At 60.2% G+C, this 24783-nt stretch carries 22 protein-coding genes; 11 read left to right on the top strand and 11 right to left on the bottom strand.

Annotation, left to right across the window (positions count from 1 at the left end; genetic code table 11):
- Window positions 1-3: 3 nt before the first annotated feature.
- The 5 genes from IHN22_RS03675 to IHN22_RS03655 are packed head-to-tail and all read right to left on the bottom strand — an operon-like array spanning window position 4 to window position 6915.
- The gene (locus IHN22_RS03675; protein ID WP_191433534.1) at window positions 4-1005 is read right to left on the bottom strand and encodes a hypothetical protein; all 1002 of its coding nucleotides are present in this window, start codon (window positions 1003-1005) and stop codon (window positions 4-6) included.
- Window positions 1006-1052: 47 nt separating this feature from the next.
- Window positions 1053-1829: an ABC transporter ATP-binding protein gene (locus IHN22_RS03670; RefSeq protein ID WP_191433532.1), complete on the bottom strand. Its 777-nt coding sequence runs from the start codon at window positions 1827-1829 to the stop codon at window positions 1053-1055.
- Window positions 1819-2838 (bottom strand): FecCD family ABC transporter permease, encoded by a 1020-nt coding sequence (locus IHN22_RS03665; RefSeq protein ID WP_191433530.1) that lies wholly within the window; start codon window positions 2836-2838, stop codon window positions 1819-1821. The genes IHN22_RS03670 and IHN22_RS03665 overlap by 11 nt, the downstream gene beginning before the upstream one ends.
- Window positions 2835-3881 carry an ABC transporter substrate-binding protein gene (locus IHN22_RS03660; protein ID WP_191433528.1) on the bottom strand — a complete coding sequence of 349 codons (1047 nt, stop codon included), beginning with the start codon at window positions 3879-3881 and terminating at the stop codon, window positions 2835-2837. The genes IHN22_RS03665 and IHN22_RS03660 overlap by 4 nt, the downstream gene beginning before the upstream one ends.
- A 13-nt stretch (window positions 3882-3894) precedes the next feature.
- On the bottom strand, window positions 3895-6915 hold the full coding sequence (locus IHN22_RS03655; RefSeq protein WP_191433526.1) for a hypothetical protein: 3021 nt from the start codon (window positions 6913-6915) through the stop codon (window positions 3895-3897).
- Between the two features lie 373 nt (window positions 6916-7288).
- Between IHN22_RS03655 and IHN22_RS03650 the strand changes: the two genes are divergently transcribed.
- The 5 genes from IHN22_RS03650 to IHN22_RS03630 all read left to right on the top strand — a co-directional run bounded on the left by IHN22_RS03650 (window position 7289) and on the right by IHN22_RS03630 (window position 13320).
- Window positions 7289-7990, top strand: coding sequence for a Crp/Fnr family transcriptional regulator (locus tag IHN22_RS03650; RefSeq protein ID WP_087187527.1), 702 nt, complete (start codon window positions 7289-7291; stop codon window positions 7988-7990).
- Between the two features lie 43 nt (window positions 7991-8033).
- On the top strand, window positions 8034-10319 hold the full coding sequence (gene xdhA, locus IHN22_RS03645; RefSeq protein WP_191433524.1) for a xanthine dehydrogenase subunit XdhA: 2286 nt from the start codon (window positions 8034-8036) through the stop codon (window positions 10317-10319).
- 16 nt (window positions 10320-10335) lie between these two features.
- Window positions 10336-11223 carry a xanthine dehydrogenase subunit XdhB gene (xdhB, locus tag IHN22_RS03640; protein WP_191433522.1) on the top strand — a complete coding sequence of 296 codons (888 nt, stop codon included), beginning with the start codon at window positions 10336-10338 and terminating at the stop codon, window positions 11221-11223.
- Window positions 11216-11722: a xanthine dehydrogenase subunit XdhC gene (xdhC, locus tag IHN22_RS03635; RefSeq protein ID WP_087187530.1), complete on the top strand. Its 507-nt coding sequence runs from the start codon at window positions 11216-11218 to the stop codon at window positions 11720-11722. Before xdhB ends, xdhC begins: the two co-directional genes overlap by 8 nt.
- 182 nt (window positions 11723-11904) lie before the next feature.
- Window positions 11905-13320 carry a uracil-xanthine permease family protein gene (locus tag IHN22_RS03630; RefSeq protein WP_191433520.1) on the top strand — a complete coding sequence of 472 codons (1416 nt, stop codon included), beginning with the start codon at window positions 11905-11907 and terminating at the stop codon, window positions 13318-13320.
- A gap of 108 nt (window positions 13321-13428) precedes the next feature.
- On the opposite strand, the gene IHN22_RS03625 is transcribed toward IHN22_RS03630, so the two are convergent.
- Both IHN22_RS03625 and IHN22_RS03620 read right to left on the bottom strand, forming a co-directional pair.
- Complete coding sequence (locus tag IHN22_RS03625; RefSeq protein ID WP_191433518.1) at window positions 13429-15486, bottom strand: alpha/beta hydrolase family protein; 2058 nt, start codon at window positions 15484-15486, stop codon at window positions 13429-13431.
- A 118-nt stretch (window positions 15487-15604) separates the two neighbouring features.
- Complete coding sequence (locus IHN22_RS03620) at window positions 15605-15838, bottom strand: hypothetical protein (RefSeq protein ID WP_191433516.1); 234 nt, start codon at window positions 15836-15838, stop codon at window positions 15605-15607.
- A gap of 45 nt (window positions 15839-15883) precedes the next feature.
- Between IHN22_RS03620 and IHN22_RS03615 the strand changes: the two genes are divergently transcribed.
- The 5 genes from IHN22_RS03615 (at window position 15884) to glpK (ending at window position 21253) form a co-directional block, all read left to right on the top strand.
- Complete coding sequence (locus tag IHN22_RS03615) at window positions 15884-16453, top strand: glycerol-3-phosphate responsive antiterminator (RefSeq protein ID WP_087187535.1); 570 nt, start codon at window positions 15884-15886, stop codon at window positions 16451-16453.
- A gap of 252 nt (window positions 16454-16705) precedes the next feature.
- Window positions 16706-18142, top strand: coding sequence for an NAD(P)/FAD-dependent oxidoreductase (locus tag IHN22_RS03610; RefSeq protein ID WP_191433514.1), 1437 nt, complete (start codon window positions 16706-16708; stop codon window positions 18140-18142).
- A complete protein-coding gene (locus tag IHN22_RS03605) occupies window positions 18135-19394 on the top strand; it encodes an NAD(P)/FAD-dependent oxidoreductase (protein WP_087271056.1) in 1260 nt (419 codons plus the stop codon). Before IHN22_RS03610 ends, IHN22_RS03605 begins: the two co-directional genes overlap by 8 nt.
- Entirely contained in the window at window positions 19391-19735 is a 345-nt protein-coding gene (locus tag IHN22_RS03600; protein ID WP_191433512.1) for a DUF1667 domain-containing protein, read from the top strand. The genes IHN22_RS03605 and IHN22_RS03600 overlap by 4 nt, the downstream gene beginning before the upstream one ends.
- Window positions 19736-19768: 33 nt before the next feature.
- A complete protein-coding gene (gene glpK, locus IHN22_RS03595) occupies window positions 19769-21253 on the top strand; it encodes a glycerol kinase GlpK (protein WP_191433510.1) in 1485 nt (494 codons plus the stop codon).
- Window positions 21254-21325: 72 nt separating this feature from the next.
- Here the strand turns inward: glpK and IHN22_RS03590 are convergent, their stop codons facing one another.
- Both IHN22_RS03590 and IHN22_RS03585 read right to left on the bottom strand, forming a co-directional pair.
- Complete coding sequence (locus IHN22_RS03590) at window positions 21326-21991, bottom strand: YczE/YyaS/YitT family protein (RefSeq protein WP_300985360.1); 666 nt, start codon at window positions 21989-21991, stop codon at window positions 21326-21328.
- Window positions 21988-22419 (bottom strand): MarR family winged helix-turn-helix transcriptional regulator, encoded by a 432-nt coding sequence (locus IHN22_RS03585; RefSeq protein WP_087187540.1) that lies wholly within the window; start codon window positions 22417-22419, stop codon window positions 21988-21990. The genes IHN22_RS03590 and IHN22_RS03585 overlap by 4 nt, the downstream gene beginning before the upstream one ends.
- Before the next feature lie 277 nt (window positions 22420-22696).
- Between IHN22_RS03585 and IHN22_RS03580 the strand changes: the two genes are divergently transcribed.
- Window positions 22697-23158: a DUF2798 domain-containing protein gene (locus IHN22_RS03580; protein WP_191433508.1), complete on the top strand. Its 462-nt coding sequence runs from the start codon at window positions 22697-22699 to the stop codon at window positions 23156-23158.
- Between the two features lie 70 nt (window positions 23159-23228).
- Here the strand turns inward: IHN22_RS03580 and IHN22_RS03575 are convergent, their stop codons facing one another.
- Both IHN22_RS03575 and IHN22_RS03570 read right to left on the bottom strand, forming a co-directional pair.
- Window positions 23229-23690, bottom strand: a complete 462-nt coding sequence (locus tag IHN22_RS03575) for a phage holin family protein (RefSeq protein WP_087388199.1) — start codon at window positions 23688-23690, stop codon at window positions 23229-23231.
- 1 nt (window position 23691) lies between these two features.
- On the bottom strand, window positions 23692-24426 hold the full coding sequence (locus tag IHN22_RS03570) for an N-acetylmuramoyl-L-alanine amidase family protein (protein WP_191433506.1): 735 nt from the start codon (window positions 24424-24426) through the stop codon (window positions 23692-23694).
- Window positions 24427-24783 lie beyond the last annotated feature (357 nt).

Genomic DNA, 24783 nt, shown 5'->3' with positions numbered 1-24783 from the left:
AGATCACTGGGCCACAATCTCCACCACCAGCTTGCAGTAGGCTTTGGAGGAGGTCTCCAGGCAGGGAGCCACCCAGACGGTGCCCTCCTCGCCGGTCTCCTTGTCCTTCTCGATGGCCAGCAGGGTGTACTCGCTGTCGGCACTCTCCAGATCCAGCTCGGTCTCGTAGCCGTCATTGGCCACTGCCTTCACGCTGGTGTAGCCCTCCGCGCCGCAGGCGGCCAGCACATCGCTGAGCCGATAGCCGGTGTAGGTGGAGGTGGAGGTCTCCCCGGCGCTGTTGGTAACGGTGGCGTCGATCTTGTAGATGCTCAACCCCGCCAGGGTGTCGTTGGTCACCTCCGTGCCGTTCACCAGGAAGGAATAGGGCGCAAACTCCACCTTGTCGGTGCGGTCCTGGATCTCGGGCACGCCGCCGGTCTCGCCGCCGGATTCGCCGCTCTGGGCGGGCTGCTGGGTCTCGCCGCCGTCCACGGCGATGGCCACCATGCCCTTCAGGTAGTCGCCGGTAGTGCCGGAGGAGCAGGGGGCAAACCAGGGGGAGCTCTTGAACTGCTCTCCGTCCTTGGAGATGGCCACCAATGTGGTGGGCGCGGCAGCGGTAGCCTGATCCACCTCCACCTCGTAGCCGTCGTCAGCGGCGGCGGTGACAGTGGTGTAGCTCTCCACACCGGCGGCGGCCAGCACGTCAGACAGAGCAAAGCCCACATAGACGCAGGTGGATTCGGTCCCGGCGCTGTTCACCGAGGTGGCCTGGACCTGATACACCGGATACTCCGCCATGGTCTCGTTGGTGATGTCGGTGCCGCCCACGTTGATGATGAAGGAAGGAATGGTGACTCCCTTCACCTCCTCCGCCGTGGGCTCCCCGCCGGTCTGGGGGCTCTCCACCACCGGCGTAGTGCCGGCGGGAGTCTGGGTATCGGGCGTTCCGGTCTCCCCGCCGCAGGCGCACAGCACCAGCAGCATGGCGAGGGACAGCAGCAATGCGGTCATTCGTTTCATTTCCATCTCTCCTTTTCTATTCTCATCCCAATGGGAACGAGTACCTGTTAAAGGGGTGGGTAGAGGCACACCCGCCGGCCCAGCTCCTGGTTGTAGCGCACCAGCAGCTGGGTGTCATAGATTTGCCGCAGCAGCTCCTCAGTGAGCAGCTCCTCCGCCGGTCCGGAGCGCAGACAGCCCTGGCGGTCCAGCACTGCCGCCGTCCCTCCCAGCAGGATGGCATGGTCCGGATTGTGGGTGGTGACCACCGTGGCGTAGCCCTCCTCCGACAGACGGCGGACCATTCGCAGCACCCGCAGCTGGTTGCCGAAGTCCAGGTGGGCGGTGGGCTCGTCAAAGAGCACCACCTTGGGGTGGCGGACGATGGCCCGGGCCACGGTGGCCTGCTGCCGCTCGCCGCCGCTGATGTCGGTGTAGGGCCGGTGGGCCAGATGGGACAGCCCCATGGCCTCCAGTGCCTTTTCCGCCTCCCGCCGGTCCTCCGGCCCCGGCCGGGCCAGGGGTGAAAGGAGGGCCGCCCGGCCCATGAGTACAAACTCCAGCACGGAGTAGTCAAAAACCGGGGTGTGATTCTGAGGTACATAGCCCGCCAGCCTGGCGATCTCCCGCTCGCTCATGACGGTGATGTCCCGCCCGCACAGGCGGACGGCTCCTGCCCGGGTGGGCAGCAGGCCCATCATGCAGTTGAGGAGGGTGCTCTTGCCCGCGCCGTTGGGGCCCAGCACCGTCAAAATCTCCCCCTCCTTCAAGGTGAGACATACCTGCTCCAGCACCGGGGGACCGCCGGGGTAGGAAAAATTCAGATCATGGATTTCATAGAGCATGGCCCGCCCTCCTTTGCCGCCACAGCAGCCAGCCGTAGAAGGGGGCCCCCACCAGTCCGGTGAGGATACTCACCGGCATCTCCTCCGCCCCGATGGTGCGGGTGAGGGTGTCCACCACCAGCAGGAACAGGCCGCCCAGCAGGGCGGACACCGGCAGCAGCCTGGTGTGGCCCGGCCCGGCCAGCATCCGGCCCAAATGGGGGATGGTGAGGCCCACCCAGCTGATGGTACCTGCCAAGCACACCGACGAGGCGGTGAGAAGGGTGGCACACAGGATCACCGTACCCCGCACCGCGCTCACCGGCAGGCCCAGGGCCCGGGCTTCAGTCTCTCCCATGGACAGCACGTCGATGCGCCAGCCCATGAGGATGAGTACCACCGCCGGGATAAGCAGGAAGGGCAGGGCGGGCAGCAGATCCTCCAGGGCCAGATAGTTGAAGCCGCCCATGGTCCAGTAGGTGATGGCAGCCAGCTGGGTCTCCGGGTCGGCAGTGTATTTGAGAAAGCCCAGCAGGGAGGACATGGCCGACCCCACGATGATACCCGAGAGCACCAGCATCAGGTTGGCCCGGCTGCGCAGCAGCAGGGGCAGGGTTACCGTCAGCCCCACCGCCAGCAGGCCGCCGGCAAAGGCGAAGAGCTGGATCCAGCCGCTGGTGAGGGAGAGGAGGATGGCCGCCGCCGCCCCCACGCAGGCGCCCCCTGACACCCCCAGAAAGTCCGGGGAGATCAGCGGGTTTTGAAACACGCCCTGATAGGCCGCGCCGGAGACCGACAGGGCGGCCCCCACCAGAATGCTGGCCAGGATGCGGGGAACCCGCAGGCCCAGCACCACATTGGAGGTCATCTGGTCGGCGGACCCGCCGCCGGTCAGGGCTCCCCACAATACACTCAGGCTTTCCCAGGGAGTCACCGGATACTTTCCCACACACACCGCCAGCACCGCCCCCACCGGCAGCAGCACCGCCAGCAGAGGGATGAGCCATGGATTTCTTTTCCGTCCCCTCATGTCAGCGTATACCCCAGGTAGTCCGCATCAAAGGTGCGGCCGAAGAGGAAGGTATAGTAGTCCGCAATCTCCGCCTCCAGTTCCTGCGTGGAGAAAGAATCCGGATACATGGTATGGAGCATCCAGAAGGTGCCCAGCACGCTGGCCACTCCCGGCATATCCCAGGTGTCGATACGGGCGGGGATCTGGTACACCCGTCCCGCCTCCACCGCCGCCAGGGCGCTCCAGGCCGGATCGGTAAGCAGCTCCTCCGGCGTATAGTCCAGGGCCGCCGAGCTGGTACAAAAGAGGTACTGGGGATCCCAGGAGAATACTGTCTCCACCCCCACGTTCATCCAGTTGCTGTCGTTGGTCACCTGGGCGGAGACGCTGATACCCCCCGCTTTTTCAATCATCCAGGATTGGAGCATATCGCCCCCGGCAATGCGGCCCGGCTCGCTGCCCATCACCAGTGCGGTGACCCGCTCCTCCTGGGGGATACCGGCCACGATCTCGTCGATGGTCTCAAATTTACCCTCCATCCAGGCGATGACCTCCTCCGCCCGTTCCTCCCGGCCGAAGTAGGTCCCCAGCAGCCGGAGGGTCTGGTAGATGCCCTCCAGGTCCTCCCCGGAGATGCACACCACATCGATGCCCAGTCGCTCCACCGCCTCCACCGTCTCGCTGTCGTTGGCCCGGTGGACCAGCACGGTGGCGCCGCTGGCCGCCAGGGCCTCCAGATCCACCACGCCCCGGCCCACCGTGCCCGCCTCATCCAGAGCGGGCACCGCGTCGGTCCAGAAGGAGGACTTGGCGTTGACCGCCACCACCTGCTCCGACAGGCCCAGGGCCACCAGGAAGGGCACCGCCGTGCCGTACACCGAGGCGATCTTCTCCTCCGCCGGGTCCTCCGGCAGAGCCAGGGTCCGGCCCGCGCCGTCGGTAACCGTCTCCCCCGTGGGAGCAGGAGACTCCTGGGACTGGCCGCCGCAGGCGCACAGGTTCAGGGTCAGCAGCACCGCCAGCAGCAGGGCGCAGAGTGATTTCCCGTTATGCTTGATCATATCCGCTCCCTCCTTACCCGATGGGGCCGCTGCCCGGCACCGTCACCACCAGCTTGTTGAAATACTTCACCGACGCCCCCTGCACCGTCTCGGCAATGATGCGCAAGGGCCCGCTGCTGTTGCCTGCAGTGCCGGTATAGCCCTCGTGGCTCTCCTCGTCCACCAGGGGGGCGCCGTTGATGGCGTAGGCAATGATGATCTTCTTCCGCTGGCCCTCCGGGTCCAGCACCCCCTGCTCCAGGCCGTCCATGGCAAAGACGCTGAGCAGGTCATTTTTATAGCCGTCAGAGGCATAGGCCGTCACCGACACCGGCTGGTCGATGCCGGGCACCTCCCCCGCCTCCTGGAGCACCAGCCCCCACAGGTCGATGCCCTCGCAGGTGCCCAGCTCCAGCACGGCATAGTCGTCCCGGACAATGAGGCTGTCCATGGCCTCCAGCTCTTCCACTGTATAGTCCCGGGTCCATTCGTGGTCGTCGTTGCGGATGGTGAGAGTCATGGTGTCGTCCAAAAACTCGCTGTACACATCGCTCATGGTGTGGCTCCAGGTATCCACCTGGTTGGCCGACACCTGGATGGACACCACATCCTCCACCCACAGCGTCTCGTTTTCCGCGTCCTCCCCGTCCATGGGTACCACCAGCTTCAGGGGCCCGCCGGTCTCCTCGGTTAGAGGGGCTCCCCCCTGGCCGTCCACCGGACCGGTACCGTAGGCCAGCAGGGCGCACACCGGCTGCTTCTCCGGGGCGGCGTAGTTGGTATAATTGACCCCCTTCAGCAGGGACAGGGGCAGGGTGACGCTGGTGCCGTCGGCGGAGGTCACCGTCACTTCCCCGGCGTTGTTGCACAGCCCCGCCTCGGTAAGCATCTGATACACGGGGATGCCCCGATACCGCTGCTGGGTCAGGTCATCTTGGTCCAACAGGCTGAAATCCATGGTCTTGGCCTGGGTCTGGCGGCTCTCCAGCTCCGCCACGGTGAGAGTCAGCTCCTGGGTCAGGCCGGGGCCGGACAGGGTCACGGTCCGGTCCGCCAGAGCAGCGGCCTCCCCCTCCAGATGGGCGTAGGGGTCCGGCTCCAGCTCCACCCGAATGGAGGTGACACCGTAGATCTGCCGGGCCTCCTCCTCCCCCTGGGCGGGCAGAAGCACCGTCAGCGGACCGCCCTGGTTGTCCACCCAGTAGGTGGCCGGGTCCTGGCTGTCCGTGGGGTACAGGGGCAGGCTCTCGGTGTAGCCCCCGTCCCCCGCCGCCCCCACCAGGGGAGCGCCGTTTTTGGCAAAGGCCAGTACGCTCAAAAGGCCGCTCTTGCCGGTGGCGCTGTTGTAGCCCGGCAGGAACAGGTCCTCCAGAGACACGGTGACCTCCTCCCCGCCGCCGGAGAAGGTAACTGTTCCCACCGTCCCCGGCAAACCGGCGTAGTCCATCAGCAGATATTCCAGGCTCACGCCCTCGTAGACGTCGGACTGGTCGGGCTGCTCGGGCCGCTGATAGCGGTCCTTTACCGACGCGGAAGCCCGGTCCGCCCCCTCGCCGTAGACCAGGTTTTCCACCTGGCCCACTGTCAGGGTGCGCTCCAGCAGCTGCTTACCTTCCTCGTCCACCACCTCCAGCCGGACGGATTCCTCCGCCAGGGCTCTGCAGTCCGGGTCGTTAGAGTACAGGTGGGTCTGATAGAGTACGTCCTCTCCCACAATTACCTGGCTCACATACTGCACCTGGTTGGAGCCGTTGGCATGGTTGTACTGGGTCTTCCCGAACACCACCCGCATGGGGCCGCCGCTGTTGGCCAGGCCGGACAGGTAGCCCTCGTCCCCCCGGTCCACGGTGTAGGGGTAGCGGTTGACGCCGTAGGCCAGCAGCACCGGGTAGCCGGTATCCACCAAATCGGCATTGGTGGGCACATAGCTGCCGTCCCCGGGGTCGGCAGCGTTTTTGTTGTAGAAGCCGAAGGCGTCCGGGTAGGACAGGGCCTCCACCGAGAAGGACTCGGGGGACAGACGGCCGTCGGCAGCCTGGAAGGTAACGATGGTGGTGCGGGACTCCGCCCGCCCCAGCTCCTCGGCACTGTCCATGCCCAGGTAGCACAGCAGCCGGTACAGGTCCAGCCCCTCATACTCGTTCACATACCAGTAGGCGTTGTTGGCCAGGCTGTAGCTGTCCCGCCAGCCCAGTCCGCCCTCCTGTGGCTCCCCATTCTCATCGTAGCGCACCAGGGCCTCCAGCTGGGACACCGTCAGGTCCAGTTCCGCCCCCAGGGCGTCGCCCCGGAAGGTGAGGATGTACTCCCCGTAGTCGGCGCTGCCGTAGGGGCCGCCGTCGTGCTTGTAGCCCGGCTCCTCCCCCTCCCGGACATAGAGGTAGGCCACGTTGGAGAAGGTCTTATAGTCCCCCTCCGCCTCCCACCGATCCAGATCGTACACCAGCCGGAGGCAGCCGTCCTCGTTGTCCAGCTCCTCCACATAGCCCAGGGAGTGCTCCCCCTCCGCCTTGGCGTCAAAGACGAAGGGAGCAGCCAGGGAACCGTCGGTCTTGCCCACCCCGTAGGCCAGCAGGATGGGACGGCCCTCCTGGCTGGCCTGGGCCACCTGGTCCAGCGGAATGACGGCCAGGGTGTTGCGGTTGCAGTCCTTCAGTTCCACATGGGTGGCGGTATCGGTGAGGAAAATGCCGCTGTCCCCGCCCGTCATCTCATAGAGCACAGTATACAGGTCCACGCCCTCGTAGATCCGCACGCCGCCGCTGTCCTCGTAGGCCCCCCGGAAAAGGCCCTCCGTCCGGTTCTCCAGTTCCCGGATGGACAGGGGCGTGGAGGACACCACCCCCGGTCCCTCCACCGTCAAAGTGGCGCCGGTGATTGCGTCTATATTGTAGGGCAGTTTCTCATCCTCGGTGACGCCGCCGTTGGTGATATGTTTGTACTCCGAGGTGGAAAAGTCAATGGTACTATTGTCAATGTCGGGCAGTTCCTCCCGGCAGCCAGACAGCATTACCGCTGCCAGCAGCAGCATCCCCACCAGCCAGATCCGCTTCATACCAAACCCTCCCCCAACGAAAAAGGGCCTTTGTCACTGCGCAATTCCACAGCGGTCTTCCGCTGCATCTGCATCTCGACAAAGGTCCCATCCATATACCAGTCTCCTTTGCAAAACGAAAGGTCCCGGAAATTAAACTCATTGTATCATTTCATTTTTTGTTTGTCAATGTTACCCTCTCCTCCCGTTTTCGGGAAGTCCCACGTGCACCGCCCCATTCTTTCCTCAACAGATGGGTACGGTTTCATCCACATTCCCGGAGACCTCCAAAGGCAATTTGACCGCTTTCACAGAAAAAATAAAAAAATAAGACACATGACCTTTTCTTTTGTAGGAATGTAACGATATAATACAACCAAGGAGGTGCAGTCTTGTGGATATTTTTAAGGAGCTCCCTCCACAGAAACGAAGCTACATGGAGTTTCTGTTCCGGAACTGTACCGAAGAAGTCAAATACTACATGACCCTGATCGATATAGAGGCAGACCGGACCTTTATTAAGGCTGGCACAGAGTGTACTCATATCTTTGTGATCCTCTCCGGCAAGGTGACCGGCGTGGAGTGGCCCATGCATGAACGGCCCTATTCCTTCAAGGATTTCGGGCCGGGGGACTTTTTTGGTGAGATTGAGTGCTTTGCCGGACTGCCTCAGTATCGCATCAGCATTGTGGCATCCACCAAGTGCCGGGTGCTCTCCATTCCGGCGGACGCCTATATGGACTGGATGCGGATGGACGTGGACGCCCTCTTTCTGCGGACCCAGGAGAATATGCGCCGTCTCATCACCCAGACCGCCGAAGCCCGGAAGTATCTCTTTATGGAGGGCAAGGATCGGCTGATGGTCCATCTGATCCGCAAATTCGAGCAGCGTATCCCTACACCCCAGCAGCTGGAGCTGAAGCAGACCAGGGCTCAGATCTCGGACGAGATTGGCTTTTCCGTCAAGACCCTGGACCGCAGCATTCAAAAGTTGGAAGAGCTTGGCCTGATCCGGGTCCAGCGAGGCAAAATCATCATCACCGAGGACGGTTACCGACGCATGAAATCTCACATCGAGCATCACGTCAACGGCTGAATCCAGGCCCAGACAATCAACTGACAGACAGGAGGAACGCGCCATGTATGTAGGAAAGAAAGCCACCCGTGTGGACGCCTATGACAAGGTCATCGGGCGCACCAAATATACCGACGATCTGTGCGACAAGGGCGCCTATGTGGCCCAGGTACTGCACGCCACCATCGCAAACGGCCGGGTCAAGTCCATCGACACTTCCGCGGCGGAAGCCATCCCCGGCGTGGTCAAAGTCTTTACCTGCTTTGACCTGAAGGAGAAGCACTACTTCCCCACCGCCGGACATCCCTGGTCCACCGACGAGAGCCATCAGGATGTGGCCGACCGGCTGGTACTGACCGAGCGGGTCCGCTTCTACGGCGACGACATCGCCGCGGTGGTGGCGGAGGACGAGGTGTCCGCCGCCCAGGCACTCCGGGCCATCAAAGTGGAGTATGAGGAGTACCCCTTCGTACTGGACGTACTGGACGCCATGAAGGACGGCGCGCCCCAGCTCCACGAAGCCTACCCCAACAACATCCTCAAGCACACCACCATCCGCAAGGGCAACTACGAGGAGGCCATCAAGGAGCCCGGCCTCATCAAGGTGGAGGGCTGGTATGAGACTCCCACCGTCCAGCACTGCCACATTGAAAACTTCATCTGCTACGCCGAGATGAACGGCGACCGGATCAAGATCGTCACCTCCACTCAGATCCCCCACATCGTCCGCCGGGTGGTGGGCCAGGCTCTGGGCATCGAGTGGGGCAAGATCCAGGTTATCAAGCCCTACATCGGCGGCGGCTTCGGCAACAAGCAGGATGTGCTCTACGAGCCCCTGTGCGCCTGGCTGTGTATGCAGCTGGGCGGCCACCTGGTGAAGCTGGACGTGCCCCGTGAGGACACCTTCGTCTCCACCCGGGTGCGCCACGCCATTCGCAGCCACATCATCTCCTGGGTGCGGCCCGACGGCACCTACGCCGCCCGCAAGCTGGAGGCCTTCTCCGATCAGGGTGCCTACGCCTCCCACGGCCACAGCATCTGCGCCAAGGGCGCCGGCGCCTTCCCCCAGCTCTACCCCTGCGACAACGTGGAGGTGGACGCCTACACCGTCTTTACCAACAAATCGGTGGCCGGCGCCATGCGCGGCTACGGCATTCCCCAGGCCATGTGGGCCGCCGAGTGCCACACCGAGGAGGTTGCCGCCAAGCTGGGTATGGACCCCATCGCCTTCCGGCGGAAGAACCTGATGCCGGTGGGCTATACCGATCCTTTCTCCAAAAACGAGCTGTACGCCGACACCTTCAATCAGTGTATGGACAAGGGCATGGAGGTCACCGACTACCTGCGGAAATATAAGGCCTACCAGAACCAGACCGGCGACATCCGCCGGGGCATCGGCATGGCAGTGTTCTGGTACAACACCGCTGTGTGGCCCATCTCTCTGGAGACCTCCTCCTGCCGGATGGTCCTGAATCAGGACGGCTCCCTCCAGGTCCAGGTGGGCGAGACCGAGATCGGCCAGGGGGCGGACACCGCCTTTGCCCAGATGACCGCAGACGTGGTGGGCATCCTGATGGAGAAGGTCCATGTGGTCTCCTGCCAGGATACCGACGTCACCCCCTTCGGCACCGGCGCTTACGCCTCCCGCCAAACCTATACCGCCGGCTTTGCCATCCGGCAGACCGGCGCCCTGCTGAAGGAGCGCATCCTCAATTACGCCCATGAGCTGACCCGGATGCCTCCCTACAACCTGGACATTATCGACGGCAATATCGTCCGCGTCACCGACGGCCGGGTGCTGATGACTCTGGGCGACCTGGCCACCGAGGCCCTGTACAGCCTGACCCACAGCCAGCACCTCACCGCCGAGAGCACCGCCCAGATCAAATCCAACGCCTACTCCTTCGGCTGCACCTTCGCCGAAGTGGAGGTGGACATCCCCATGTGCAAGGTGAAACTGCTGGATCTGGTCAACGTCCACGACGCGGGCACCATCATCAACCCCGCCCTGGCGGAGGCTCAGGTCCACGGCGGCATGAGCATGGGCATCGGCTTCGGTCTGTCGGAGAAGCTGCTTTTCGATCCCAAGAGCGGCAAGGCTCTGAATAACAACCTGCTGGACTACAAGCTGTCCACCTTTATGGACCATCCCCGGCTGCGGGCCTTCTTCGTGGAGAATCCCGAGCCCACCAGCGCCTTCGGCACCAAGGCCCTGGGCGAACCGCCCACCTGCTCGGTGGCTCCCGCCATCCGCAACGCCGTCTATCAGGCCACCGGCGTCTTTGTGAACGAGGCGCCCGTCAATCCCCACATCCTCTTCCGCCGCTTCAAGGAAGAGGGACTGATTTGAAAGGAGGCTCCCGGCCATGTATGATATCAAAGCCCTTTACGAGGCAGAGAGCGTAGTTCATGCCGTCCAGCTGCTGCTGGAACATCCCGAGGCTCAGATCATTGCCGGCGGCAGTGACGTGCTGGTCCAGATCCGGGAGGGCAAGCGGGCCGGCAAGGAGCTGGTCAGCATCTATGGTCTGGACGAACTGCGGGGGGTGTCCTTTGAGGAGGACGGCGCCATCCGCATCGGCTCTCTCACCAGCTTCTCCCACATTACCAAGGACCCCATCATCCAGGCCCACATCAACGTACTGGGTCAGGCGGTGGACCAGGTAGGCGGTCCCCAGATCCGCAACATCGGCACCATCGGCGGCAACACCTGCAACGGCGTCACCTCCGCTGACTCGGCCTCCACCCTGTTTGCCTGGGACGCCATCATCGAGATCACCGGACCGGAGGGCGTGCGGCGCATTCCCATCCAGGACTTCTACATCAAGGCCGGTCAGGTAGACCTGCGCCCCGGTGAGCTCCAGACCGCCATTGTCATCCCCAAAGCCGCCTATGAGGGCTATGTGGGGCACTATATCAAGTACGCCATGCGCAACGCCATGGACATTGCCACTACCGGCTGCTCGGTGAATGTGAAACTGTCGGCGGACAAGAGCACCATGGAGGACGTCCGTATCGCCTACGGCGTGGCGGGACCGGTTCCTATGCGGGCTGTCACCGCTGAGGCATATGCCAAAGGCAAGCCCACCACCAAGGCAGAGATCAAGGCCTTTGCCCAAACCGTGCTGGAGGACATCAATCCCCGTGACAGCTGGCGAGCCGCCAAAGACTTCCGCCAACACATTGCCGTGGCACTGGCCGAGCGGGCCCTGACCGAATCCATTCGTCTGGCAGGAGGTGTGATCCATGAGTAATCAGTATAAGCTGGTCCGCTGCACCATCAACGGCAAGCAGGTGGAGAAGATGATCGACGTGCGGGCCTCCCTCACCGATATGCTGCGGGACGACTACCGGCTCACCAGCGTCAAAAAGGGCTGCGAGGTTGGCGAGTGCGGCGCCTGCAATGTGCTGGTCAATGGGGAGTGCTTCAACTCCTGCATCTATCTGGCGGTGTGGGCCGACGGCAAGGAGATCCTCACCCTGGAGGGGCTGGCCGGTCCCAACGGTGAGATCTCCGACATCCAGCAGGCCTTCATCGACGAGGCTGCCGTCCAGTGCGGGTTCTGCACCCCCGGCTTCATCATGAGCGCCGCCGAGATCCTGGAGTCCGGCAGGGAGTACTCCGACGATGAGATCCGCAAGCTCATGTCGGGCCACCTGTGCCGGTGCACCGGATATGAGAATATCTTCCGGGCGGTGAAAAAGACCATGCTTCGCCGCCTGGGCAAAAATGCCGAGGCCGACGCCGTGTAATCCTATTGTCCCAAAGCCAGGTATCCCCTGATTCCTATGTTGCGCCCCTTCGGTCCTGTTGATTTGCCATAATGTTTCTGAAACAGTTCGGCCTCAGACCGAAGGGGTTTTTTACACCCTTTTGTGCAAAAAAATATGTATTTGAAATAATTATTTTTTATTTTGCAAGCGAGGTGTCAAGGATGGAAAACAAGGAAGCACAAGTCAAAACTGTCAGTGAAGACAACATCTACCGACTGAACGGGCGGGTCCCCCTGTCCAAGGCCATCCCCTTTGGCCTGCAGCACGTTCTGGCCATGTTTGTAGCCAACCTGGCGCCGGTGCTCATCGTGTGCAGCGCCGCCGTCGTGCGGGGAACGGATTCCCATCTCACTCCCGCGGAGATTACCCAACTGCTCCAGTGCGCTATGTTTGCCGCCGGCATCGGCACCTGTTTACAGCTCTATCCCATCTGGAAGATCGGCTCCAAGCTGCCCATCGTCATGGGTGTCAGCTTCACCTTCCTGGGCAGCCTGCTCATGATCTGCACCAATCCCGCTCTGGGCTATGAAGGTATGGTGGGTGCCGTCATCTTAGGCGGTATCTTCGAGGGTCTGGTGGGTTTAAGCGCAAAGTATTGGAAGCGCTTCCTCACCCCCGTGGTATCCGCCTGCGTGGTCATCGCCATCGGTCTGTCTCTGTTGTCGGTGGGCATGGACTCCTGGGGCGGCGGCAATGGCGTGGCCGACTTTGGCGCCTGGTACCATCTGGCTATCGGCACCTTTACTCTGGTGGTGTGTCTGGTGTCCCGCTACTGCCTGAAGGGTGTCTACAAGAACCTGAACATCCTGGTGGGTCTGATCGTGGGCTATCTGGCCTCCGCTATTCTGACTGTGACGGGAGTGGCCCCTATGGTGGACTTTTCCGGCATCCAGAAGACCATCGGCGAAGTGGGCTTCTTCAGCCTGCCCAAGCTGGTGTTCTTCACCAGCCACACCCCCGTTTTTGACATTGGCGCTTTCTTTACCATCGCCATTGTGTTCCTGGTCTCCGCCGCGGAGACCACCGGCGCCACCGCTGCCGTGGCCCAGGGAGCGCTGGGACGTGACCTGAAGATCGAGGAGCTCCAGGGCTCCCTGGCGGTAGACGGCTTCTCCAGCTCCATCTCCGGCTGCTTCGGCTGCCTGCCCCTCACCTCCTTCAGCCAGAATGTGGGTCTGGTGACCATGACCGGCGTGATCAACCGCTTTACCATTCTTATGGGCGCTCTGATCCTGATTCTGGCCTCCCTCTTCCCCCCGCTGGGTGCCTTCTTCAACTCCCTGCCCCAGTCGGTACTGGGCGGCTGCACCGTCATGATGTTCGGCTCCATCATGTATGAGGGCATCAAGATGCTCAAGGAGTGCGTGTTCAACGACCGCACCATGATCATCGTCTCCCTCTCCTTCTGCATCGGCATCGGCCTGACCCAGACCTCCGGCAACTTCTTTGCCGCCTTCCCCCCTGCGGTGGGCGATATCTTCAACGGCAACGCCGTGGCCGGCGTGTTCGTGGTCTCCCTGCTGCTCAGTCTCATTCTGCCAAAGGATAAGACAGAAGAGGTATCCGCAAAAAAATAATCGTCTTCATACAAACGGGGACCGCACACTAGTGTGCGGTCCCCGTTTGTGCAAAAGCAAATATTGATTGATTCCACCCCAGCCCATTGTAAAATGTAGCCGCAGAGGTTACGTCAATACATAATTATACTGGGTAAAGGTATTGGCGCAGATAATGATGGTGCATAGCATACCGTTTAAAAGTCCGCCTACCCAAATACTCCCCGTCCGCAAATAGATCCTACGGGCAATGATATTGGTAATAATCAGCATAGGAATAATGGGGAACAGGAGAATATATCCCAGAGAAGCGCTGACTGCAAACATAACGCTGGAATCCTCAAACATCCATACAGCCTGCTGCCCTGTAGCAACCATACTGTAATACTGAAGTGCGACGATTACAATCAGACCCAGAACATTAAACAGGCACGTCAATGTCATGGATTTCCACTCCGCCATCCCCTTAAATCGGTTATTTGCATTACAAAGCGCATTCACCAGATAGAAGAACACAAAGAATGGTAAATAACGAACAATTGTTCCTATCTTGGCAAATTCAAAGGGCATAACAGCCATAACCCAGATTCTGAAATCTGTTCCCCAGATCATGTAATGCAGGTTTACAATCAGGTAGAGGCAGGCAATTACCGTCAGCGCAAGCAGAGCAGCCTTAAAGAATTCTCTTACGCTAGACAGGTCCGCTGGTGCAAAGGGAGCCTCCCAATAATTCTCGTTTTTTCGATTGAGCAGCGCCCGGACACCCCAGAAAACAAGCAGGAGTACAAGACCTACCACGCCGCACGCGGCTGTCCACATTCCGATGGTGTTTGTTGATGTTTGCGGATAAAGTTGGCTGGGTGGGAATATGTTATTGCCGAATCGATATCCTGAGAAAATGGGTTGGAAGATGATAGCCGTTATTGCCGTCATCAAAATCCCGCACACCCAAAACGGGATAATGACTTTAGCACCCCTATATTTCGGCAGTCTCTCGTCCACATGGGTGGTTCCTTTTTTCAAGGATTTAAATACAGGTACCGACAGCAGGAGATCCACGGCAGGTACAATCAGCAGGAAGAATCCGATTAAACCTATCAGATTAAAAAACTCTTTCCATTGCCAGATCTGATTGCCGGCAGGTATGACTTCCGCTCCATCAGGAATCCCCAGAGAAGAGTAGAAAAATTCTACCGCATATCCAACACACCTGCTCGAAAAATGTGCCCACGGATGAATGATATCCGGCCAATAAATTACGGATGCTTGTGTGCCCAGTGTTTCTCCGTCTTCAAAATTCACCGACACAGGCCCAGCTTCGGTGTAGAACTGTCCTGCTACAACGGCATCATCCTGAAAATCTGGATACGAGGCCCGAACCAGGGTCTTGGCCTGATCCGTATGAAGGTAGTCATAGGAGTTATCGCGTACAATACTGAATTCATCATATTGGCACATAATAGTACCCGAAACTAGGGTCTCTGGAAAGGCACCAAATTCATCCAGAACAGCGGTCAGTCCAGCAGAATTTGCTTGTCCCAGATAGGCCTTAACGTAATCCCCATGGCCAGCTCGCATAAGATGCTGCATCAGCCAGCCGCACGTACGTCCACCCTGAGAGTGCCCCGTAATCCCCATATTGCTTTCATCCACATAGGGTTGAGACATAAGCCACTCCAAAACGGGCTCCATACCACTGTTGTCTGTTGCTGTTATAATATTGGCGGACGGATCAAAGGTCACATCGCTGCTGCCGTGCCCGGCCATATCAAGAACCGCCACAACATATCCCCGCCGGGCAAGCTCCACATAATAGGCATCCTGCATCTCTTTGTTGTTGTAAAAACCGTGAACGCTGACAATCCCAGGTGCCGGATGATCTGTTGACGCATTTCCCGGCACCAGAAGCTTGAAACTAAGCTGCTTGGTGGAGGCCGTCATGTCTGTGGAGCCATTTGAGCCGTCATATGTAACTATCACATCTTTCCCATATGCTTCTGCATTTTTCTGTGTCTCCAGCGCCATCTCTGCCCATGTCATCTTATAATCCTTTACAGATACTGTGTACCCACTGCTTTCAAATGCGCTTGCGCCAATACCGCTGATTATTATCAGTACCAGGGCAATACAAAGCCACCGTAGGGCTTTATGCTTGCCAAACAATTTTCTTGTTTCTCCCTTTTTCATTGTGTTGACCCCCTCCAAATCATATTTCCCGCTTTGAGTACTGTACCGATATATAAAAAGCACGACCGTCCTTCCGACAGTCGCGCTTCTCAATCACTCATGCGCATATCAAATTAAGTTACTGTACTAAAGCCGTTTTCAACATACCAGATGCACGAGTGACTGTCAAGTAGTCTAGATATTTTTTGTCAGTTTTGTATAAACTGGGCATATCAATTTTGGTTCTCTCTGCAAAATTTGATTTTTCCCGCCTCCTCTCTTGCATTTCTGGTTTCAGCCTGTTATTATGAAACTGTCCTCTGTGCAGAAGAGTGATAGAGCGCGCAAGGCAGCCAGCGGTTGCTTTGCGCATTTTTATGTCCTCCCGCTGTATGGGAGCCGAAACGAGGCGATGACCATGAATTGCACAAGCTTACTGGAGCTGCTGGCCGATGGGCCGGTTATCGCCGCGGTAAAGGACGACGCCGGACTGGAGGCCGCGCTGGAAAGTGATGTGGCTGTACTTTTTCTACTCTACGGTGATATCCTGACCATCGGCGAAAAGGTAGCCCGCATCCATCAGGCTGATAAGAAGGCCTTTGTCCATCTGGATCTCATCGACGGACTATCCGCCCGGGAGATCTCCGCCGACTTTATTGCCCGGTATACCGCCGCCGACGGTGTGATCTCCACCAAGGCCGCCCTTACCAAGCGGGCCAGAGAACTGGGGCTGGTGGCCATCCAGCGGGTCTTTTTGCTGGACTCCATGGCCCTGAAGAACGTGGAGCGCCACTTCTCCCAGGAATCCGCTGACTTAGTGGAGGTACTGCCCGGCCTGATGCCCAAGATCATCCGGCAGCTGTGCCAGACCACCGGAAAGCCCATCATCGCCGGCGGTCTGATCTCCGACAAGGAGGATGTAACAGGCGCCCTGGGCGCCGGAGCGGTGGCGGTGTCCTCCACCAACCCAGCTGTCTGGGCCATGTAAAATCAGATACTGTTGTTTCAGAGTATGAGAGTGAAACAAAGCTACCCCGCCGGGGCGGCTTTGTTTTGCTCTTTTTTGCTATGAAAAAGCATAGCAAAATTGGCCATGTGCCGCTTTCAGCGGCACGGCCATAAAATCAAAGCGCATGGGCCGGGACGGTCCATATGCTCATAAACTTCATGCGCCACAAGCCTTTGCCCGTTTTCGTGGTGCGCTCTTGGCGTATGAAGTTTCATGCCAGGAGGTTTTATTATGTATGACGTTCTCATCATTGGCTGCGGCATTACCGGCGCGGCGGCCGCCTTCCAGTTCTCCCGCTATCGTCTGAACGTAGCTGTTCTGGAGCGGGAAAACGACGTAGCCGACGGCACCACCAAGGCAAACTCCGCCATTCTCCATGCCGGATATGACCCCGAGCCTGGCACGCTTATGGCCAAACTCAACGTACGGGGTGCCGCCCTGGCAAAAGAACTGTGTGCCAAGCTGGACGTACCCTACCGGCAGTGCGGCTCCTTCGTGCTGGCCTTCTCCCCGGAGGAGGAGGCCACCCTCCGTGCTCTCCAGCAGCGTGGCCAGGACAACGGCGTGCCCGGCTTGGAAGTGCTCACTGGCGACCAGGCCAGGGCCATGGACCCCAACCTTTCCTCCCAGGTAACCGCCGCGCTCTGGGCCCCTACCGCCGCCATCTGTTCCCCCTGGGAATACTGCCTGGCTCTGGCAGAGACCGCCGTACGCAACGGCGCCGACCTCCGGCTGGACACCACCGTCACCGGTCTGGAACGGCTGGAGGACGGCTGGCTGGTCCACACCAATCAGGGTGATTTCCGCAGCCGATATGTGATCAACGCCGCCGGTGTATCCGCCCAGACCATCCATGAGATGGCGGCTCCCGCCAGCTTTACCATCCACCCCTCCCGGGGGCAGTATTTCCTGCTGGACAAGAGCGAGGGGGACCGGGTGGGCCATGTGATCTTCCAGTGCCCCGGTCCCAGCGGCAAGGGCGTGCTGGTGGCCCCCACCGTCCACGGCAACCTGATCGTGGGCCCCAACGCTGACCCAGTCCCCGATGACGACGTGGGCACCACTTCCGACGGGCTGTCCTATGTACGGAATACCGCCCTCAAGTCCGTGCCCTCGGTCAACTTCCGGGAGTCTATCCGCAACTTTGCCGGCGTGCGAGCCTCCACCGACCGTGGAGATTTTATCATCGAACTGGCTGCCCCCGGCTTTCTGGATCTGGCAGGCATCTGCTCCCCCGGTCTCACCGCCGCCCCAGCCATCGCGGAATATGCCGCCCAGCTGCTGGAGCGGGACGGGCTGGTGCTGGAAGAAAAGCAGACCTACTGCTGTCAGCGCCGCCGGGTCCGCTTCCACGACCTGTCCCCGGCGGAAAAGGCACGGCTGGTGGAGCAGGACCCGGCCTACGGCCGTGTCATCTGCCGGTGTGAGACCATTACCGAAGGGGAGATTCTGGACGCCCTCCGCAGCCCCATCCCACCCCGTTCGGTGGACGGGGTGAAGCGCCGGGTGGGCGCAGGCATGGGCCGGTGCCAGGGCGGCTTCTGCGGGCCCCGGGTGGTGGAGATCCTGGCCCGGGAGCAGCAGGTCAGTCCCGGCACTATTGTACAGGATAAAGCGGGCAGCTGGCTGCTGGCAAGCCAGACGAAGGGAGGCAGTGACCATGTATGATCTGATCGTAATCGGCGGCGGCCCGGCTGGGCTGGCAGCCGCCTGTGCCGCCTGGGAGAAGGGCCTGAAGCATATCCTCATTGTGGAGCGGGACAAGGAACTGGGCGGCATCCTGAACCAGTGCATCCACAACGGCTTTGGCTTGCATTATTTTAAAGAGGAACTCACCGGACCGGAGTACGCCGGACGGTTTATCAAGATGCTGGAGGACACCGGCGTGGAGGTGCGGCTGGACACCATGGTGCTCACCGTCACAGAGAACCGGCAGGTCCATATGGTGGGCAAGGATACCGGCTATCGCATTGAAGAGGCCAAGGCCATCATCCTGGCCATGGGCTGCCGGGAGCGTACCCGGGGAGCCATCGCCATCCCCGGTCAGCGGCCTGCCGGCGTCTTTACCGCCGGAGCGGCCCAGCGATACGTCAACATGGAGGGCTGGCTGCCGGGACGACGGGTGGTCATCTTGGGCAGCGGTGACATTGGCCTCATCATGGCCCGCCGCATGACTCTGGAGGGTGCCAAAGTATTGGCCTGTGTGGAAGTCATGCCCTACTCCGGCGGTCTGAACCGGAACATCGTCCAGTGTCTCCATGACTACGACATCCCCCTCTACCTCTCCCACACCGTCACCGACATCCGCGGCCGGGACCGGGTGGAGCAGGTGGTGGTTTCCAAGGTGGATGAACGCCGCCAACCCATCCCCGGCACCGAGATGGTATTCGACTGCGATACCCTGCTGCTGTCGGTGGGCCTGATCCCGGAAAATGAGCTGACCCGCCAGGCGGGCATCGCCATCGATCCCCGCACCAATGGGGCGGTGGTCTATGAGAATATGGAGACCTCCCTCCCCGGCGTGTTTGCCTGCGGCAACGTGGCCCACGTCCATGATCTGGTGGACTTTGTTACCGCCGAGAGCCAGCGGGCAGGCGCGGCTGCGGCAGACTACGTCCTGGGCTCAGCCCCCTCCGATCCCGCCGCGCTGGAGGTACACACCGGTGACGGCGTGACCTACACCGTACCCCAGCACATCCGGCCCAACCGGGTGGCAAAAAATTGTGACCTTTTCTTCCGGGTCAACCGAATCTGTGGGGACAGTCAGATCCTTGTCAAGTCGGGGGATACTCTCATTGCCCGATTCCCCCGGGAGCATCTGGCCCCCGGTGAGATGGAGCACATCGTTCTGCCTAAGGTCCTGCTGGAGCGGGCCTCGGAAGCCATTACCGTATCCATTCAGGAGGTGGAGTCCAAATGAAAGAACTGATCTGCATTGTCTGCCCCAAGGGCTGCCACCTGAAGGTCGACGAGGAACAGGATTACCGGGTAACCGGAAATGGCTGTCCACGGGGCGAAGAATATGGTAAAATGGAGCTGACTCATCCCACACGGGTGGTCACCTCCACCGTCCGCTGCACCGGCGGGGCCCATCCCCGCTGCCCGGTCAAAACAGACGCGCCCATTCCTAAGGCGCTGATCATGCAGGCGGTCCGTTGTCTGGACGGGGTGGAGCTGACCGCACCGATTCATACCGGCGACATCGTGGTGCCCGACGTCTGCGGCACCGGCGTTTCCTTTGTAGCCACACGCGATCTGTGACCGCAGCGCTGCGGAATATCGGGAGGCATTGTTATGGAAAAGTATATCCTGTCCCTGGATCAGGGTACCACCAGTTCCCGGGCCATTCTCTTTGACGGGGAGCAGAACATCATCGGCATCAGCCAGAAGGAATTTACCCAGATCTATCCCCAGGAGGGCTGGGTGGAGCACGACGCCATGGAGATCTGGTCCTCCCAGTACGCGGTGATGATGGAGGTCATCGCCCAGTCCGGCGTAGACCCCGCCCACATCGCCGCCATCGGCATCACCAACCAGCGTGAGACCACCATTTTGTGGGACAAGGCCACAGGCCGCCCCATCTGCAACGCCATCGTGTGGCAGTGCCGCCGCACCGCCGGCATTGTGGATCAGCTGATGGCCGACGGGCTGGGGGACCACATCCGCAAAACCACCGGCCTTATCCCCGATGCCTACTTCTCCGCCACCAAGATCAAATGGATGCTGGATCATGTGGAGGGAGCTCGGGAGAAGGCCCGCCGGGGCGAGATTCTCTTCGGCACGGTGGACACCTGGCTGCTGTGGAAGCTCACCGGCGGAGCAGTCCACGTCACCGACGTGACCAACGCCTCCCGCACCATGCTCTATGATATCCATAAGCTGTGCTGGGACGATACCCTGCTCCACGCCCTGGATATTCCCAAGGCCATGCTGCCCGAAGTGCGCTCCTCCAGCGAGATCTACGGCTATACCGAAATTCAGGGCGTCAAGGTGCCCATCGCCGGTATTGCAGGCGACCAGCAGGCCGCCCTGTTCGGTCAGACCTGCTTTGAGCCCGGCGACGCCAAAAACACCTACGGCACCGGCTGTTTTCTGCTGATGAACACCGGCTCGGTCCCCTGTGAGAGCCGCAACGGCCTTATCACCACCATTGCCGTGGGACGGGACGGCGGCGTCCAGTACGCTCTGGAGGGCTCCGTCTTTGTGGGCGGAGCGGTGATCCAGTGGCTGCGGGACGAGATGCGTTTCTTCACCGAGAGCCGAGACGCGGAGTATTATGCCCAGAAGGTCGCCGACAACGGCGGGGTGTATCTGGTGCCCGCCTTCACCGGCCTGGGCGCCCCCTACTGGGATATGTACGCCCGGGGCACTCTGGTGGGCTTGACCCGCGGCACCCGCCGGGAGCACATCATCCGGGCCGCCCAGGAATCCATCGCCTACCAGGTAGCCGATCTGGTTCACGCCATGGAGTCAGACACCGGCGTGCCGCTCACCCAGCTGAAGGCCGACGGCGGCGCCAGCCGGGACCAGTTCCTGATGCAATTCCAAGCCGATATCATTGATCGTGAGGTGCGCCGTCCCGCCATCCGGGAGACCACCGCCCTGGGCGCGGCCTACCTGGCCGGTCTGGCTGCCCATGTGTGGCAGGACACCGACGAGATTCGCCACCTGTGGATGTGCGATACCGCCTTTGAGCCCCGTATGACCGCCCCGGAGCGGGAGCGGCTGCTGGCCGGCTGGCACAAGGCAGTGGGCCGCAGCCGGGACTGGAGCCGCTGAAACCTTCTATTTTAAAAAGAAAAACGTCCGGCCATGCTGTTGATTTACAGCATGGCCGGACGTTTTTTGCACTTAAGCTTGAGACAACTGACGGCTCCTCAGCAATGCCTGCACCGGCGCTCCGATCAGGCGGCCAAACAACCTTGCAATGGTCCCCACCAGCAGGGCAGAAATGAAGGTACCCTCCCGAACTCCGGTCAGGGTATGGAACAGCAGCAGCCCCAGCACCGCCGCCGTGGCCGCCATAATCACATCCACCGCTACCTTGGTCTTTCCAAAGTTGGTGTTCCAGCGAGTGGAGATGGCCTTTACTGTACACTCGCCCGGCAGCATGACCACATTGGCCGCCACCTCAATGAACACACCAAAACCCAGCACCAGGCAGCCCAGCAGCAGCGAGCAGACTTTAGCGGGATAGGTCTGGGGGTCCACAAACCAGAACAGCGCCATGGACAGGTCGATGAATACAGAAAAGATAGGGATCACCGGCAGCTGAAGCAAAAACTGCTTGGGAAAACGCTTCCCCAGGATAATCAGCTGAATGGCAATCAACAGCAGGCTGAAAAACAGGGTAAACATCCCCAGTGACAGGGGAAACCGAATGCTCAGCACATAGGGGACGCTGGTAATGGGCGACGTGCCCAGGTTGGCTCTGGTGGTCAGGGCGATCCCCAGAGAATTGACGAACAGTCCGAATAAAAACAACACATATCTCCGGACCAGCTCTGCTTTGCTCACTGCAAACCCTCCATATCGGTCATATTCGCGCACACCTTGTAGAGGCAGTCCAGCAGTTGAGCCCGCTGTTCCTCGCTCAGTCCAGCCTGTACTACCTCCGACTGCCGCTCCATGGTCTGGCGCACCTCTCTCTGTTTGGCCCATCCCTGCTCTGTCAGATAGACGTGGAGGGACCGCCGGTTGCCATCCTCATTGCAGCGCCGGATCAGGCCCTTTTCCTCCATGCGGTTGAGCAGCCCGGTCAGCGTGGCCGGGTCGATCTGGCATCCGGCCGCAATCGCTTTCTGTACGCTGCCGTCGTGGCGGCCCAGGTAGTCCAGCACTTTGGGCTGGCCGGCCGTCAGGCCAGACCCGTTCAGTTCCGCCATCACGCTGCGCTGAAACAGCGATTGCGTCGCCATCAACAGATAGTGGAAGCTGCGGTCCATATGGCTCCTCCCCCAAACAGTTTTGTTCCAAACAATTTGTATACAAATATTTTAGCGCGATTTCCTTTTGCTGTCAACCATGCACCTTGGACAAAAGGAGCGCTCACGTTGAGACATTTTTGTGTGCTCTGCCTGCAAAAAAACGCTTACGAAAGCCTTTTAAAAATGCTAAAATGAACCTATAATAGGCAGTCGCAGTGAAGGAAAGTAACGAGACGGGCGTTTCGTTGCTTTCCTTTTTTGTTGCTGTACAAACTGTTTGGAGAGGAGACCCCAAATGCCTAAAACAAAACTGCAAAATGTGATCTTTACCATTATCATGGCCGTTATCATGGTATACGGTATGATCGTCTACAACGTAGCTCTCAATACCGGCGGCGTTACCAATCAGACCTTCCTGCTGGCCCTTCATGAGCTGCCCATCATGGCGCCCATCGCCTTTATTTTGGAGTTCTTTGTGGTAGAAAAGCTGGCTACCAGACTGGCCTTTTCCTTCATGCGGCCCACTGACCGCCCCCAGTTCATTACCTACGCCATCTCCACCATGATCGTGTGCATCATGTGCCCGGTCATGAGCCTGATTGCCACTCTGCTGTTCAAGGAGCCCAGCTTCGGCACCTGGGTCCACACCTTCGGCTGCAATATGCCCATGGCACTGATTTGGCAGCTGCTCTACTGCGGTCCTCTGGTCCGGTTGATCTTCCGCACCCTGTTCCGCCGTCAGCTGGCCAAGGTCTGACCCTTTATCCACACTAAATGCCCTGTGGGCGCCGTATTAACGGCGCCCACAGGGCATTTTTATCCGGTATTCAATTCTCCAAGTTGTCCCCCGCCTGATCCACCTTGGCTCCCAGGGACGCAATCATTTTGGTGAGCCAAGCCGGTATCGGAGCCCCCAGGGCACCGGCGTTCTCGATGATGGAGCCCGCCTCGGTGAGGATGTACCAGATCACCACCAGGGGGCAGAGGAGCACCGTGTAGGTGAATGGCAGCTCCACCCCGGGGACGTTGCCCAACAGGCGGCCAATGACCGTGTCCAGGATAGCCGCCACAATGACGGCCACCACACTGCCCAGCTTGTGCCAGATGCCGTCCCGGGCGGTCTTGCTGGACCACTCCCCCGCCCGCAGGGCGGCGGCGGAGCCGGTGGCGTAGTCGATGAGCATACAACCCACCCATGCCACCACCACCCAGCCAAACCAGCCCCATAGGGCGGTGAGGGCGGCACAGAAGGCAGCCACCGCCGCTTTGAAGGAATTGATGTGCTCCATGTCAGGCTCCTTTCTCCGGCAGCAGCCCAAGCCGGTCCAGCACCACGGCGGCCTCCTGCCGGGTCAGCCCGTCCCGGGGACGGGTGCCGTCGAAGATGCCGGCGGCAGCTGCCTTGCTCCATGCCTCCCTGGCCCAGCTGTCCGGCTCATTGGGCTGTCCGCTCTCCTGGTCCGGCTCCTTGACCTCCAGGCCCAGATAGTCGCAGATTCCGGCACAGGTAGCCTGGGCCAGCTTGTCCCGGTAGGCGGTATCCTTCAGCAGGGCCAGGTCCTGAGCGTTGGTGTGGAAGCCGTACTCCAGCAGCACCGCCGGGGCGGTGGTGGAGGCCAGCACCGTGTACATCTCATGGGCCAGCCCACTCCCCCACAGCACCACACCGGCGGCGTGGATGCGGTTGATGATGGCAGCTGCCAAACGGTTCCGGGCCGCCGTCTCCGGGGGCGCGGAGGTGAATGCCACAAAGCCACGGGCAGAACTCCCGGCAGCGTTGGAGTGGAGGGAAACGAACAGGTCTGCCCCCGCCCGGTTGCTCACCGAGGCCCGGGCGCTGAGACCGGGATAGTCGCTCTCCTGCTTACGGGTGCCTACCACGATGATGCCCTGTGCCTCCAGCAGAGGCCGCAGTCGGGTGTACAAGTCCCAGGTAAATTCACATTCCTTGTAGCTCCCGTCCGGGGAGCCGTTGACACACCCCGGCCCATGGCCCGGATCCAGGCATACAATGGATTTGCTCATAGATTTATCCTCCTTATCTGACGGAGTCTCCACCGTCTTTTTTATCCATGCACATATCAAATCACCTGTAGCAACAGCTCATAGGTCCAGCCAGCATTGCACCGTCAATGGGAATACACCGGTTATCAAACTGAATCATAGTATCACCTCCTACCCATAGGCGCACAGGGCCGGATGGTGTACGTTCTCATACACCGATGCAAAAAATTTCTTTGTATACCACAAACTATCCGTCAAAAGGTCCTCTTTACTTACATTTCATAGAGAAGAAAAAATCCTCGGGCCGTTACGGCTCGAGGATTTTGTTAATCTATATATGACTAAAAAAGAAGGACACGCTTAAGCGTGTCCTTCTTC

It is taken from the genome of Flavonifractor sp. An112, from assembly GCF_904377885.1.
In the GTDB taxonomy this organism is placed as follows: domain Bacteria; phylum Bacillota; class Clostridia; order Oscillospirales; family Oscillospiraceae; genus Flavonifractor; species Flavonifractor avicola.
The sequence above is the reverse complement of the archived record's forward strand: the minus strand, read 5'-3'. Positions and strand labels throughout refer to the sequence as shown.